This window comes from Streptomyces sp. NPDC001750, from assembly GCF_042892615.1.
Lineage (GTDB): Bacteria > Actinomycetota > Actinomycetes > Streptomycetales > Streptomycetaceae > Streptomyces.
In genome coordinates this window covers 1-14771 of record NZ_JBIAUE010000006.1, presented here as the reverse complement: position 1 = coordinate 14771, position 14771 = coordinate 1, and the positions used below count along the sequence as shown (strand labels likewise).

Here is a 14771-nt window from a genome sequence, read left to right as displayed (position 1 = left end):
GGCGGGCGACCGGCCGCGGCGGCACTCCGGGCAGGCTACCGGCGACCCGCTCAGCGCCCGCGCAGCCGCCGTACGAGGATGCTCGCGTCGCCCCGCGACTCCAGGTCGGCCAGCACCACGGCGACCGCCTCGCGGACGATCCGGCCCCGGTCGACCGCGAGTCCGTGCTCACCGCGCAGCACGAGACGGGCGTGCTCCAGATCCATCAGTTCCTCGGCCGAGACGTAGACCGTGATCTTCTCGTCGTGGCGCTCCCGGCCGCTGGGCCGCCGGTTCGCCCCGCGACCGCCGCCGCGCCTGCGCTGCTGCTGCACGGCGGGGACGGACGCCGCCTCCCGGTCCGGGGACGCGGTCGGCCGGGACCTGCGCACCGGCTGCCCGGCCGCCGTCCCCCGCTCGTCCTCGGCTCCCCGGCCGCGCGGCTGCGCCGCGTGGGCGTCCGCCGCCGTGTGCTCCTCCCGGACGTCGGCCGCCTCGGCCGCGCCCGTCCCGGACCCTTCGGTCCCGGGGTCGTTCTCACCGGCGGGACCCGGCACCCGGGCCTCACCGTTCGCCTTGCGCCGCCGGTCCACCGGGGACGAGGACTGGAGGCCCATGCCCCCGGTGGTACGGAACAGCTCGTCGGCTCCGGGCAGACTCACTCGGCGTGACACCGGGCGAGCACCTCCCTGGCGAGCTGGCGATAGGCGGCGGCACCGACGGAGTTCGAGGCGTACGTGGTGATGGGCTCACCGGCGACCGTGGTCTCGGGGAAGCGCACGGTGCGCCCGATGACCGTGTGGTAGACGTGGTCGTCGAACGCCTCGACGACGCGCGCGAGGACCTCGCGGCTGTGCACCGTGCGGGAGTCGTACATGGTCGCGAGGATGCCGTCGAGCTCCAGCTCGGGGTTGAGCCGCTCCTGGACCTTCTCGATGGTCTCGGTGAGCAGCGCCACCCCTCGCAGCGCGAAGAACTCGCACTCCAGCGGAACTATGACCTTGTGAGCGGCCGTCAGGGCGTTCACCGTGAGCAGGCCGAGCGAGGGCTGGCAGTCGATCACGATGTAGTCGTAGTCGGCCATCAGCGGCTTCAGGGCGCGCTGCAGCGTGGATTCCCGGGCGACCTCGCTGACCAGCTGCACCTCGGCGGCCGACAGGTCGATGTTGCTGGGCAGCAGGTCCATGTTCGGGACCGCGGTCTTCAGCAGGACGTCGTCGGCCGACATGCCCCGCTCCATGAGCAGGTTGTAGACCGTGAGGTCGAGCTCCATCGGGTTGACGCCGAGTCCGACCGACAGGGCGCCCTGCGGGTCGAAGTCGACGAGCAGGACCCGGCGCCCGTACTCCGCCAGCGCGGCACCCAGGTTGATGGTCGACGTGGTCTTGCCGACGCCGCCCTTCTGGTTGCACATCGCGATGATCTTCGCGGGGCCGTGGTCGGTCAGCGGGCCCGGGATCGGGAAGTAGGGCAGGGGCCGACCGGTCGGGCCGATCCGCTCGCGGCGCTGGCGGGCAGCGTCGGGCGCGAGGGTGGCCGCGTACTCCGGATCGGGCTCGTACTCGGCATCGGGGTCGTAGAAGTGCCCCTGGGGCACCTCGTCGAAGTCGGCGAAGCGGGCGGTCTCTCGGCCACTCTCGTTGCCGGCCATGGCGTTCACGTGTAGGCCGTCCATCATCTGGGGGGCTGTCGTCATGTGCTGGTTGGTGGCGAAGGTGCGGACAGCGACGGAGCCGACAGCCTCCGGCCCGTGCGGGCCCCGGCCCCGTGCGGGCATCCCTGGACGAACACCCCCGGGAGTAAATGTCGACTCATTCACAAGTCGTCTTACCTCCTTGGAAGTGACCAGGAAACTTATCGATAGGTCAGCGTGGCACCATGCCGACGATTGGCGACTCTATGGCGTGTCACCGCTTCGCAGCAACACAATCCACCGGACCCGGCCGGTCGTGTCGGCAATCGAACACCTCGCTGTCAAGAGTGCACGAGCATCGAGACGCACCTTTATCGGGGGCACGAATCGGTCGAAGGGCCGCGTTCGAGACGAGTTGAACGACGGCCGGCCGGGTCCGGGCACGCGTCGGGCCGGACCCTGCTCGGCAAGGTCCGGCCCGACGTATGAGGTTGACGGGAGGTGGGGAGGCACCCTCCCGGCCCGCTTGGACTGCGAAGCCCGCGGACTGCGCGGAACGTCAGCCGAGGAGCGTGCTCAGCTCGACGTGCTCCAGACCGTGCGCCTCGGCGACCTCGCGGTAGACGACCTTGCCGTCATGGGTGTTGAGACCCTTGGCGAGGGCGGCGTCCCGGCGCAGGGCCTCGACCCAGCCGCGGTTGGCGAGCTCCACGATGTACGGCAGCGTGGCGTTGGTGAGGGCGTAGGTGGAGGTGTTCGGCACCGCGCCCGGCATGTTCGCGACGCAGTAGAAGACCGACTCGTGGACCTTGAAGGTCGGCTCGGCGTGCGTTGTCGGGTGCGAGTCCTCGAAGCAGCCGCCCTGGTCGATCGCAATGTCGACAAGTACGCTTCCGGGCTTCATCTTGGCGACGAGCTCGTTGGTGACCAGCTTCGGGGCCTTGGCGCCCGGGATGAGCACGGCACCGATGACGAGGTCGGCCTCGACGACGGCCTTCTCCAGCTCGAAGGCGTTGGACACGACGGTCTGCACCTTGGTGCCGAAGATCTTGTCGGCCTCGCGCAGCTTGTTGATGTCCTTGTCGAGCAGCGTGACGTGGAAGCCCAGCCCGACGGCGATCTGCGTGGCGTTCCAGCCGGAGACACCGCCGCCGATGACGACGGCCTTGCCGGCTGCCGTGCCCGGGACGCCCGCGGGCAGCACGCCGCGGCCACCGGCCGAGCGCATCAGGTGGTAGGCACCCACCTGCGGGGCCAGCCGGCCCGCCACCTCGGACATGGGGGCGAGCAGCGGCAGGGCGCGGTTCGCGGTCTCGACGGTCTCGTACGCTATGGACGTCGTACCCGACTCCAGGAGCGCGTCCGTGCACTCGCGGGAGGCGGCGAGGTGCAGGTAGGTGAAGAGCGTCTGGTCCTTGCGGAGGCGGTGGTACTCCTCCGCGATCGGCTCCTTGACCTTGAGCAGCAGGTCCGCGGCGGCCCAGACCTCGTCCGCGGTGGGGAGGATCTGCGCCCCGGCGGCGACGTACTCCTCGTCCGTGATGGAGGAGCCGGCGCCCGCGTTCTGCTCGACGAGGACCTGGTGGCCGTTGCGGACGAGCTCGTGCACACCGGCGGGCGTGATCGCCACGCGGAACTCGTTGTTCTTGACTTCGCGGGGGATGCCGACCTTCACGTCGATCACGGTCCTTGGCTCAGAGGGTTACCCGGACATGGCTACACATACCCGGATAGACACTGCGTAAATGGAGACACCGCGAACACACGCGGTACAGCCAGTCTAATGAAGGACTTCACGCTGTCTAGCCTTACAAAGCACTAATTTTCAGTCACCCCACTACGGATTTCGTAGGCCGCACCCTCGCCTCGCAGCAGACTGTCGGCCAGCCCCCGGTGCAGCCGGGCCGCGGCCGGGTCGCCGAGCCGCTCGAACGTGTCGGCCAGCCGCAGCTGGAGCGCGGCCTGGAGCCGTACGTCCCCGGCCCGCCCGGCCCAGTGCACGGCCTCCTGGCAGGTCTGCAGCGATTCGCGCGGCCGGCCCGCGTACTCCTGCACCCGGGCCGCCTCGCTCAGCGCCCGCGCCTGGGCCGGTACGTCGCCGAGCCTGCGGTACCCGGCCGCGGCGGCCCGCCAGTTCCGCAGGGCCTCTCCGTACCTCCCGGCATAGGTGTGGACGGCGCCCAGCCGCCCGTACAACCGCGCCTCGTCGGCCCGCTCGTCCCGGGTGAGGCGCTGGGCCAGGGCCCGGCCGAACCAGTCGGCGGCCCGCTGGTAGTCCCCCAGTTCGGCATAGGCACCTCCCACGGATTCCATCGCGCGGCCGGTGGCGTACGGATCCTTCGCGGCCCTTCCGGCGTCCAGCGCGGCCCGGTAGCGGGCCAGCGCCTCCCGCGTGCGGCCGGTTCCCGCGTCGAGGTCGGCGAGGTTGAGCAGCGCCGCGGCCCGCTCCCGCGGCAGGTTCCGCCGCTCGGCGACGGCCAGGACCAGGCCGTGCAGTCCGTACAGGTCGGGTGCGGCGGCCTCGGTGCCCTCGTGCACGGCCAGCGCCCGCACCAGCGCCGACACCAACCGCCTTGCCAGGGTGTCGAGTCCGCCGTCCGCCACGGCGAGCCGGGCCGATGCCAGCAGGGCGGGCCGACGGCTCCGCAGCCAGGCGGCGGCCTCGTCGGGACCGGGGAAGCGCAGGGAACGCGGCAGCGCGGCGAGCCCCCGTCGGGCCGGGGAGCCCTCGGGCTCGGTGACCGCCCGGCAGGACTGCAGCAGCCGTACGGTCCGCTCCAGCATCCGGGCCCGGGCGAGCTGGACCTCCGCGGGCCGGTCCCTGGCCTCCAGCAGGGTCCACAGCAGCGGTTCGAGGCAGCCGGGCACCTCGTACTGCGGCCGGTCCGTCCCGTCGCTGCGCAGCAGCCCGAGGGCGACGAGGCCGTCGAGGGTCGTCCGGGCGGTGTGGACGGAGCAGCCCGAGAGCGCGGAGGCGCTGTGGACGTCGGCCGTCCCGCCGGGGGCGAGGGCGAGCAGGCGCAGCGTGCGGGCGGCGGCGGGCGGCAGAGAGTCGTGGACCAGCCGCAGGGCCCGGGCCAGGGGGCGGGCACCGATGGACCGCTCGGAGTCGTCCGGCTGCTCGCGGAGCCGTCGGGCGAGGTCGGCGACCGAGGCCATGGGGTGGGCCGCGAGCCAGCCGCCCGCCATCAGCAGTGCGGCCGGCAGCCCGCCGCACTCCTCGGCGAGGGACTCCGCGGTGCGCGGGTCGACGGTGATCCTCACGTCGCCGATGAGACCGGCGAGCAGCCGGACGGCGGAGGCCGCGTCCAGGCCGCCGAGCGTGCAGGGGCGGACGTCCGGGATGCCGGTCAGCGGACCCTCGGAGGTGGCGACGACGAGGCAGTCGGAGTCGTCGGGGAGCAGCGGGTCGACCTGTTCGGCGTCCGCGGCGTCGTCGAGGAGCAGCAGTGCGCGGCGTCCGGCGAGCGCCTCGCGGACCATTCCGGACAGTTCGTCGCCGTCGGCGCCGGGCGGCCCGGTCACGCCCATCTGGTCGAGCAGTTCCCGCGCGGTGTGCTCGGTGGGGACGCGGGCGCCGCCCGGATCGGTGAGCCGGGCCCGGAACGGACCGTCGCGGCGGTCGTCGTCGGCGAGCAGCCGGCGGGCCAGCTCCCCGGCGAGCGCGGTGCGTCCGGAGCCGGGGCGTCCGGCGATCAGCAGGACCCGGGCGCGGGCGGGTTTACGGCCGGCCAGGGTGTCCAGTCCGACGTGTTCGATGTCGGCGTGCAGCTGCTTCAACTCGCGTTCGCGACCGAAGAATTGGGGTGCCGTGGCGTCGGACGTCCCTTCGCTCCCCGCCGTCTCGGCCGGGCTGCCGGTGTCCACAGCCTGATCCGTCACGGGCCACGCTCCACTTCCGCCGCACGCGTCGCCCGCCGAGGGTCCGGTCAGGGCGTTCCGAGCGTAGTTCAGACGTGTGGACGATCGGTGTGGAGCATGGCGCGGAGGTCCCCCGTTCGGATCATCGCCTTGTCCGATCAGAAGGGTCCGATCCGCCTGTACCACCCGGTCCGCCCGCGGTGCCCGGACCGCCCGGACCGCCCGGACCGACGGGCCGTCAGCTCTCGAACGGGCGGGCCGGCCACGGCGCCCCGGCCGGGCGCAGCGAGTCGATCCCGTCGCCCGCGAGCGCCGACGCGAGCGAGAGGACCCCCACGACGAGGCAGTTGTTGTGCAGCTCCCCGGCGAGCACGCCCCGTACCAGCTCCTGGAGCGGCACCCTGGCCAGCTCCATGTCGGCCTCCTCCTCGGAGACCTCGAAACGCTCCCCGTCCGCCTCGGAGAGACCCCGGGCGAGGAAGATCCGTACGGCCTCGTCGCAGCCGCCCGGCGTGGTGTAGACGTCGGTCAGCACCCGCCAGTCCTCGGCCTTGGCGTACGCCTCCTCGTAGAGCTCGCGCTGCGCGGCGTGCAGCGGGTTCTCGCCGGGGACGTCGAGCAGTCCGGCCGGGATCTCCCAGAGCTTGTGGCGCACCGGGTGGCGGTACTGCCGCAGTACCAGGACCCGGTCCTCCTCGTCGAGGGCCAGCACCGCGACCGAGCCGGGGTGGACCTGGTAGTCACGGCGCACGACCGTGCCGTCGGGCATCACGACCTCGTCGGTGCGGACACTGGTCTTGTTGCCGGTGAAGGGCGTCTCGGTCGCGGTGACCTGCCATTCCTCGGGCGTGTCCTGGATACCCATCTACGTCCTTCCGCAGAAAACGAAAACCGGGGCACGCGTCCTGGTCGGACCCGTACCCCGGTCAACGTTAATACCTGCGTACCGCCGGACTACTTGCCCGAGGCGGCGCCCTGCCCGCCACCGGCCGGCGCGCCCACCCTGCGCGCGACGGCCGCCTTCACCAGGCCGGCGAAGAGCGGGTGCGGGCGGGTCGGACGGGAGCGGAGCTCCGGGTGCGCCTGGGTGGCGACCAGGTAGGGGTGGACCTCGCGCGGGTACTCGACGTACTCGACGAGCTTGTTGTCCGGGGAGGTGCCGGAGAAGACCAGTCCGGCCTTCTTCTCCAGTTCGGCGCGGTAGGCGTTGTTGACCTCGTAACGGTGGCGGTGGCGCTCCTCCACGTACGGTTCGTCGTCGTACGCCTCACGGACCAGCGAGCCCTCGGCGAGCTTCGCCGGGTACAGGCCGAGCCGCATGGTGCCGCCCAGGTCGCCGGCGCCCTCGACGTAGGCCAGCTGCTCCTCCATCGTCGAGATGACGGGGTGCGCGGTGGCGGGGTCGAACTCGGTGGAGTTGGCGTCGGAGATCTCGGCGAGGTTGCGCGCCGCCTCGATCACGACGCACTGGAGGCCGAGGCAGAGACCGAGCAGCGGCACCTTGTGCTCGCGGGCGTACCGGATGGCACCGATCTTGCCGTCGACGCCGCGGTCGCCGAAGCCGCCGGGCACGCAGATCGCGTCGACGTCGGAGAGCCGCTTGGCGGCACCGGCCGGGGTCTTGCAGTCGTCGGAGGCGACCCACTCGACCTTGACCCGGGCCTTGTTGGCGAAGCCGCCGGCCCGGATGGCCTCGGTGACCGAGAGGTAGGCGTCGGGCAGGTCGATGTACTTGCCGACGAGCGCGACGGTGACCTCGTGGTCGGGGTTGTGGACACGGTCCAGCAGGTCGTCCCAGGTGGTCCAGTCGACGTCGCGGAACGGCAGGTCGAGCTTGCGCACGACGTAGGCGTCCAGGCCCTCGGTGTGCAGCACCTTCGGGATGTCGTAGATCGACTTGGCGTCCACACAGGCCACCACGGCGGCCTCGTCGACGTCGCACATCAGCGAGATCTTGCGCTTGATGGCGGTCGGCACGTCGCGGTCGGCGCGCAGTACGATGGCGTCCGGCTGGATACCGATGTTGCGCAGCGCCGCGACGGAGTGCTGGGTGGGCTTGGTCTTCAGCTCACCGGACGGGCCGATGTAGGGCAGCAGCGAGATGTGCACGACGAAGACGTTGTCCCGGCCGACCTCGTGGCGGACCTGGCGGACGGTTTCCAGGAACGGCAGCGACTCGATGTCGCCGACCGTGCCGCCGACCTCGGTGATCACGACGTCGACGTCGTCGGTGGCCATGCGGCGGATGCGGTGCTTGATCTCGTTGGTGATGTGCGGGATGACCTGCACGGTGTCGCCGAGGTACTCGCCGCGCCGCTCCTTGGCGATCACCTGCGAGTAGACCTGGCCGGTGGTGACGTTGGCCGAGCCGTCGAGGTCGACGTCCAGGAAGCGCTCGTAGTGGCCGATGTCCAGGTCGGTCTCGGCGCCGTCGTTGGTGACGAACACCTCGCCGTGCTGGAAGGGGTTCATCGTGCCCGGGTCGACGTTCAGGTACGGGTCGAGCTTCTGCATGGTGACCCGGAGTCCGCGCGCCTTGAGCAGGGCGCCGAGGCTGGAGGCAGTCAGACCCTTGCCGAGGGAAGAGGCGACACCCCCGGTGACGAAGATGTGCTTGGTCGTCGTGGATGTGGGCTGCATAGCCAAAGGGGGCTCCCGTGGTCGCGGTCTTGAGGGGCGTTCCGGCCTCGCCGTCCGGAGGGGTCCCGGCGGGGCCAGTCGCTGCGGTTCGGGGGCCGCGTCTGCTGTCGCCGACGACCACCGGTCCACGGGCTACCAGGGTATCAGCGACAAAGGGGGCCTGCTTCCGGCCATATCCCGCACATTCACCACACGAGATCATCGCAAGCCGTCCACGCCACACTGTTCGGGACGGACCCGTTGTCAAGACGGTCGCGCGGACCACCCGGGTGCGTCGTATCCTGCTCGGACACTCGCTGCGGGCGAGGTATCGGGTTCGCAGGTTTTCCCCCACATCTTTTCCCCCACCACAATCCCTTCGCGGTGACCTCCTGACCCGCAGTAATGCCCTACGGGGTGACATGGCCGTTCGACTGGAGACGCACGTGGCCGGGCGCATCGAGGATTACGCACTCATCGGAGACATGCAGACCGCCGCCCTGGTCTGCCGGGACGGCACAGTGGACTGGCTGTGCCTTCCCCGATTCGATTCTCACGCCGTTTTCGCGGGACTACTGGGTACCGAGGAGCATGGCTTCTGGCGCCTGGGTCCGGCGTGGGAGGACGAGGAACAGCCCCCGTCCGCGGCCCGCCGCCGGTACCGGGGCGACTCCCTCGTCCTGGAATCGGAATGGGACACCCCGCGCGGAACGGTCAGGGTGACCGATTTCATGCCGCCGCGTGACGGTGCCCCCCAGGTGATCCGGATCGTGGAGGGCGTCAGCGGCCGGGTGCCGATGCGTTCCGAGCTGCGGATGCGGTTCAGCTACGGCCGTGTGACGCCCTGGGTGCACAAGATCGACGGCCGTACGGTCGCCGTCGCCGGCCCGGACTCGGTCTGGCTGGACACCTCGGCAGACACCTACGGCGAGAACCTGACGACGTACTCCGACTTCACGGTCGCGCCGGGCGACCGGATCGCGTTCACGATCAGCTGGCAGCCCTCGCACCACGAGCCGCCGGGCCTGCCGGACCCGGAGGGTTCGCTCGAGGCCACCGAGGAGTTCTGGCGCGAGTGGGTCGAGCAGTGCACGTACCACGGGCCCTACCGGGAGGCCGTGGTCCGCTCGCTGATCGTCCTCAAGGCCCTGACGTACGCGCCGACCGGCGGCATCGTCGCGGCCCCGACCACCTCGTTGCCCGAGGACATCGGCGGCTCCCGGAACTGGGACTACCGCTACACCTGGCTGCGCGACGCCGCGATCACCCTGTCCTCCCTGCTGCGCACCGGCTACCGCGAGGAGGCCCGCGCCTGGCGGGAGTGGCTGCTGCGGGCGGTCGCCGGCGACCCGGAGAACCTGCAGATCATGTACGGCATCGCGGGCGAGCGCGAGCTGGGCGAGGCCGAGCTGGACTGGCTGCCCGGCTACGAGAACTCCGCTCCGGTCCGGGTCGGCAACGGCGCGGCGGGCCAGCTCCAGCTGGACGTGTACGGCGAGGTCATCGAGGCACTGCACCTCGCCCACATGACCGGGCTGACCCGCAACGACTACGCGATGGGGCTCCAGCTCAAGCTGATCGAGTACCTGGAGAAGCACTGGGACGAGCCGGACGAGGGCATCTGGGAGGTGCGCGGCCCGCGCCGCCACTTCGTCCACTCCAAGGTGATGGCCTGGGTGGCCGTCGACCGCACGATCAAGCTGATCGAGTCCGGGGACGCGGAGGGCCCGGTGAAGCGGCTGCGCGAACTGCGCGACGAGATCCACCGCGACGTCTGCGAGCGGGGCTACGACGAGGAACGCAACACGTTCACGCAGTCCTACGGCTCGAAGGAGCTGGACGCCTCCCTCCTGCTGATCCCGCAGATGGGCTTCCTGCCGCCGGACGACAAGCGCGTGATCGGCACGATCGAGGCGATCCAGCGCGAGCTGGCCACGGAGGACGGCTTCGTGCTGCGCTACCCCACCCACGGCGAGGATGCCGGAGTGGACGGCCTGGAGGGCGACGAGGGCGCGTTCCTGGCCTGCTCGTTCTGGCTGGCGGACGACCTGGCGATGATCGGCCGGGTCGAGGAGGCCCGCCAGCTCTTCGAGAGGCTGCTGTCCCTGCGCAACGACCTGGGGCTGCTCGCCGAGGAGTGGGACCCCCGGCTCCAGCGACAGGTCGGCAACTTCCCCCAGGCGTTCAGCCATGTGCCGCTGATCGACACCGCACTGCGCCTGACGGCGAGCGGGGCGTACGTCGGCTGAGCGGCCGGCAGCCTGATTCGGCGCCCCGGCCGGTATCTTCCCGGACCGGGGCGACCACCCGTAGGACCCGAGTGGAAACGCGAGGACGGAGCCAGTGGAGACGCAAGGTGCAGTCCCCGTGGAGACACAGGGCGGAATCACCGTGCAGCGGGCGCTCGAACTGCCGGGACTGCGCAGCGGGCTCCCCGAGGTGGTGGCCGGCGCCGACCGGCTGAACCGCACGGTGCGCTGGGTGCACGCCGGCGAGGTGCCGAACATCGCCTCGCTGCTCAAGGGCGGTGAGCTGCTGCTCACCACCGGTCTGGGGCTCGGCACCCGCCCCGCGGAACAGCGGGCCTTCGTCCGCAGGCTCGCCGAACGGGGCATCGCCGCCCTGGTGGTGGAACTCGGGCCGCGCTTCGGCCGACTGCCCGCCTCCATCGTCGACGCCGCCCGCACGGCCGGTCTGCCGCTGGTGCAACTGCACCGGGAGGTGCCGTTCGTGACGGTGACCGAGGAGATCCACACCGAGATCGTCAACGGTCACTACGCGCTGCTGCGGCAGGCCGAGGACGTGCACCGGCGGTGCACCCAGGCGCTGCTCGGCGGCGGCGGGGTGCCGCAGGTGCTGGGCATCCTGGCGGACTTCGCGGCCACCCCGGTCTTCCTGGAGACGGCGGACGGTCAGCTGCTGTACGCGGCGGGCCCCGGGTCCGGCCCGGTGAGCGCCGATCCGCTCCAGGTGTGGGAGGGCCTGCGCGGCGGCCGGGCGGCCCGTGAGGCGCCGCCCGTCGGCTCGGTGCTGGTGGACGTGCCGGGCGGTGGTCCGGGGACCGGTTCGGTACGGGCCGGGCTGGTGCTGCCGGCCGTGTCGGGGCCGCTGCTGCCGGTGCACCGGATGGCGGCGGAACGGGCGGCCGGGCTGCTCGCCGTCGTGCTGATGCAGGCACGTCAGGAGGAGGAGCTGGCCGCGCGTGGCCGGGGCGACTTCCTGACGGATCTCTCGGAGGGCCGGATCGCGCCGGAGGACGCACCGGCGCAGGCCCGCGTACTCGGCTTCAAACCGGGTGCGTCGCCGCTGCTGCCGGTGGTGATGCGGCTGGCGCCCGAGCTGTCCGGGTCCGGGAACTGGGCGCTGCTGGCACGGGCCGTGCTGGACGAGCTCTCGTCGGTGGGGGTGCCGGTGCTGCTCGGGGTGCGGCCGGTGGAGGGCCGGGTTCCGGTGCTGCTGGGGCTGCGGGCCGAGTCGGAGCGCACGGCGGTCGCGGACCGGGTCGCGGCGGCGCTGCGGGCCGGTGTGGAACGCGCCGGTCTGGAACGGGCCGGATCGCAGCCGCCGGTCGTGGTGGTGGGTGTCGCGGGTGGCTGGGCGGCGGCCGGTGCCGGGCTGCGGCACGCCGCCGAGACGGCGACGGCGGCGCAGGGTCTGGGCGACCGGCCCTGGTACGACGCCCGGCGACTGGACATCGACCTGCTGCTGTGGCGGCTGCGGGACCACCCCGATCTGGCGGCGTTCGTGGAACGGGCGATCGGTCCGCTGCGCGATCACGACCGGACCTCGCGGCCCCCGCTGCTCCCGACGCTGGAGACGTATCTGGCCCATGCGGGCCGCAAGGCGGAGACGGCACGCGAGCTGCACCTGAACCGCCAGACCTTGTACAACCGGCTGGCCCGCATCGGCGAGTTGCTCGGCACCGATCTGGACGACCCCCAGACGGTGCTGGCCCTGAGCCTGGCGCTCCGGGCCCGCCGTCACACGCCGCGGTGATGCCGGGGAGCGGCGGGCGGACCGCTCACCGCGCCCGCGGCATCACCGGAGGGCGCGTCAGCTCATCGTAGACGCTGAGCACCTGGACGATGGTGTCGTCCTCCGTGGGCCAACTCGCGGCCTGGGAACGCCCGGCGGCCACCAGCCGCGCACGCCGCTCCGGGTCGCCGAGCAGTCCGGTCACCGTGCGCGCGAGCGCCTCCGCGTTCCCGTACGGCACGAGCTCCGCCCCGTCCCCGACGAGTTCGGGCACTCCCCCGACGGCGGTGGCGACCAGGGGGACGCCCAGCCGCAGCGCCTGCTGGGCCAGCACCGAGCGCGCCTCCCACCGGCTGGGCAGCACCGCCAGGTCGGCGGCGGTGAGCAGTTCCGCGATGTCCTCGCGCTCGCCGATGAGCCGGACCGGCAACTCCTCGTCCCTGATCCGGCGCTGCAGGGCCTGCCGTTGCCGCCCCTCCCCCGCGACGATCAGCAGGGGCGCGGTGCCGGGATCGCGCCAGGCCCGAGCGGCGTCGAACAGCAGGTCGTACCCGTGGTGCGGCACGAGACTCCCGTACGAGAAGACCAATGACCGTCCTACCGCACCGAGTTCGGCACGCGTCTTGGCCGGATCGATGCGGTCGTCCGGGTGTGTTACAGGGGCCGAGACCGGGGAGAGCCGGGCATCGCGCGCTCCGCGCATCCGTGCCCGGTCGACCAGTTCCGAGGTCGTGCCGAGCACAACCGCCGCCGCCCGGGCGGCCCTTCGCTCCATGAGACGGAGCAGCCGGGCCCGGGCGCCCTCGGCGTGAGCGCGGGCGTGCCAGGTGACGACCAGCGGGATCCGGCGCCCGCCGAGCGCGAGAGCGGCGCGCACGGCGGCGTGCGGGCCGTGCGCGTGGACCACGTCCGCCGTCGCGCAGGCGGTGCGCAGGGCGGCGACGGCTGCGGGGTCGCTGCGCCGTGGCACCGGAGCGAAGCAGGCGCCCGTACCGGCGAAGTGGTGGAACCGGTCGAGTCCGGCCGGGGCACAGACGGTGACGTGCACGCCCCTCGCCACCAGTCCGGCTGCCAGCGAGCTGACGTGGGCGCTGCTGCCCGCGCTGCCGCCGCCCAGGACGTGGACCGTACGCAGCTGTGACACGTTGGTTGGCTCCCGGGGCTCCCGAGTCGGCGAAAAGGGCATCGCCAAGGATGCCAGTCCGTACGCACGTTCCGGCACAGTCAGGCCAACGTCCCGCGCGTACTCCGGCGACCGACCGCGACGCACCACTCCCATGGGTGAAATGACGGCGCGAGGTTGCCACATCGACCTGACAGGCCGAAGGCCCGTGGCCCGCGGGCCGTCGCCCGGGCGGGTGGGGCCTCTGCCGCGCCGCCGGACCACGGCGCTCCGGGACCGGGAGTCAGCCGCGTCCGGTGTCCGTTGCCGCCCGGCCCCACGCCGCCCGGTCCCACAATGACCGGACGAGCCCGCTCACCCGCTCCCCGTACCCGGCGGCGGCGACGAGCCCCGTCGCGTGGACGAGCAGTCCGGCCCGGCCGCGCCCCGCGACGACGGCGACACCGAGCGCCGCGCCCAGGGCGTGGGCCCCGGTGTCCCCGATCATGGTGCGCTCGCCCAGGTCGTCCCCGACGAGGGCCGCCGCCGCCCCCATCGGCGCTGCCGCGAGGGCTGCGGCGGTGCCGCCTCCCGGCAGCCCCGGGGCCCCGAGCGCGAGCACGGTGACGGCGGCAGCGGCGGGACGTACGTCCACCAGATTGACCAGATGCGCGGTCGCGGCGATCACCACCCCGGCCAGGAGCCGGTCGACGGGGCGTTCCTTCATCAGCGCGCCGGCCGCGAGCCCGGCCGCCCCGATCCCGAGCAGCTTGACGGCACCGCTGGTCACCTCGCCGTCCCGCAGGGCACCGAGGTGGGCGCCGAACCCCCGGCGCGGGTCGCCGGCACCGGCGAGGTCGTCGTACGCACCGCAGCCCGCCGCCGCCAGCACCGCGAGCGACGCGGCGCACCGGGTACGGGCGGGCAGTGGCAGAACGGCCGCCCCGGCCGCGGCGCCGAGCGCGACGGCCGGTCCCGCGTACAGATCGACGCTCCGGCCCCCGTGGTTGACGCGCCGCCAGCGCTCACGCGGACGGGACCGCAACGCGCGGTACGCACCCGCGGCGACCGCGGCCGCGACGGCGCCGGACACCACTGTTCTGCCGAAGGCCGCTCGCATGCGGGCCAGACTACGGGGCGGCCCGCCGGGTCCGTCCGGCGGAGCCCTGCGACGGCAACGACGGGACGACCGCCGGCGCCGGGCCGACCCACCGGCGACCACGGCGTGAAGTCCGCGGACGGCCGTGCCGCCACGCCTGCCCGCGACGACGTCCGTCCGCTAGTGCTGTGGCCGGAAAGGTTTGCCGGGAAGCTCGCGGCGTCCGGTGCGGTGCGTCGTAAGGCGGAGGACCGCCCTCGTACGGTGCGTACTCGGGTGATGCGACAACGCGGCGAGGTACCGTGCCGGGCCTCGCGAGCCGGTGAACCCTTCCGGTCGCGGCACTAGTGCCGTGACCGGCAACGTTTGCCCCGTCGCACCGTCCGGCACGTACTCCCCCAAGGCCTTAAGGGCCAGGGGGGACCCCCTTCGGCGTTGGCCGAAAGCCCACGTAGCCCTTCCCCAAGCTCTCGACTTCGTTCGAGCAGGGGAGACCCCATCCG

Annotated in this window: 10 protein-coding genes; 2 read left to right on the top strand and 8 right to left on the bottom strand. The window is 72.5% G+C overall.

What is annotated here, in order from left to right; all coding sequences use genetic code 11:
- Window positions 1-50: 50 nt before the first annotated feature.
- The 6 genes from ACFYY6_RS12025 to ACFYY6_RS12000 form a co-directional block, all read right to left on the bottom strand.
- Complete coding sequence (locus ACFYY6_RS12025) at window positions 51-641, bottom strand: hypothetical protein (protein WP_351523342.1); 591 nt, start codon at window positions 639-641, stop codon at window positions 51-53.
- Complete coding sequence (locus ACFYY6_RS12020; protein WP_351523306.1) at window positions 638-1756, bottom strand: ParA family protein; 1119 nt, start codon at window positions 1754-1756, stop codon at window positions 638-640. The genes ACFYY6_RS12025 and ACFYY6_RS12020 overlap by 4 nt, the downstream gene beginning before the upstream one ends.
- A gap of 415 nt (window positions 1757-2171) precedes the next feature.
- On the bottom strand, window positions 2172-3287 hold the full coding sequence (ald, locus tag ACFYY6_RS12015) for an alanine dehydrogenase (RefSeq protein WP_351523340.1): 1116 nt from the start codon (window positions 3285-3287) through the stop codon (window positions 2172-2174).
- A gap of 143 nt (window positions 3288-3430) precedes the next feature.
- Entirely contained in the window at window positions 3431-5494 is a 2064-nt protein-coding gene (locus ACFYY6_RS12010) for a tetratricopeptide repeat protein (protein WP_389192913.1), read from the bottom strand.
- 217 nt (window positions 5495-5711) lie between these two features.
- Window positions 5712-6338, bottom strand: coding sequence for an NUDIX hydrolase (locus tag ACFYY6_RS12005; protein ID WP_351523302.1), 627 nt, complete (start codon window positions 6336-6338; stop codon window positions 5712-5714).
- 89 nt (window positions 6339-6427) lie between these two features.
- Complete coding sequence (locus ACFYY6_RS12000) at window positions 6428-8113, bottom strand: CTP synthase (protein WP_389192910.1); 1686 nt, start codon at window positions 8111-8113, stop codon at window positions 6428-6430.
- Between the two features lie 425 nt (window positions 8114-8538).
- Here ACFYY6_RS12000 and ACFYY6_RS11995 point away from each other — a divergent pair, with 425 nt between their 5' ends.
- Both ACFYY6_RS11995 and ACFYY6_RS11990 read left to right on the top strand, forming a co-directional pair.
- Window positions 8539-10341, top strand: a complete 1803-nt coding sequence (locus ACFYY6_RS11995; RefSeq protein ID WP_386610167.1) for a glycoside hydrolase family 15 protein — start codon at window positions 8539-8541, stop codon at window positions 10339-10341.
- A 118-nt stretch (window positions 10342-10459) separates the two neighbouring features.
- Window positions 10460-12088: a PucR family transcriptional regulator gene (locus ACFYY6_RS11990; protein ID WP_351523298.1), complete on the top strand. Its 1629-nt coding sequence runs from the start codon at window positions 10460-10462 to the stop codon at window positions 12086-12088.
- Window positions 12089-12113: 25 nt separating this feature from the next.
- Here the strand turns inward: ACFYY6_RS11990 and ACFYY6_RS11985 are convergent, their stop codons facing one another.
- Both ACFYY6_RS11985 and ACFYY6_RS11980 read right to left on the bottom strand, forming a co-directional pair.
- Window positions 12114-13211 (bottom strand): glycosyltransferase family 4 protein, encoded by a 1098-nt coding sequence (locus ACFYY6_RS11985; protein ID WP_351523296.1) that lies wholly within the window; start codon window positions 13209-13211, stop codon window positions 12114-12116.
- A 262-nt stretch (window positions 13212-13473) separates the two neighbouring features.
- Complete coding sequence (locus tag ACFYY6_RS11980; protein WP_351523295.1) at window positions 13474-14289, bottom strand: hypothetical protein; 816 nt, start codon at window positions 14287-14289, stop codon at window positions 13474-13476.
- Window positions 14290-14771 lie beyond the last annotated feature (482 nt).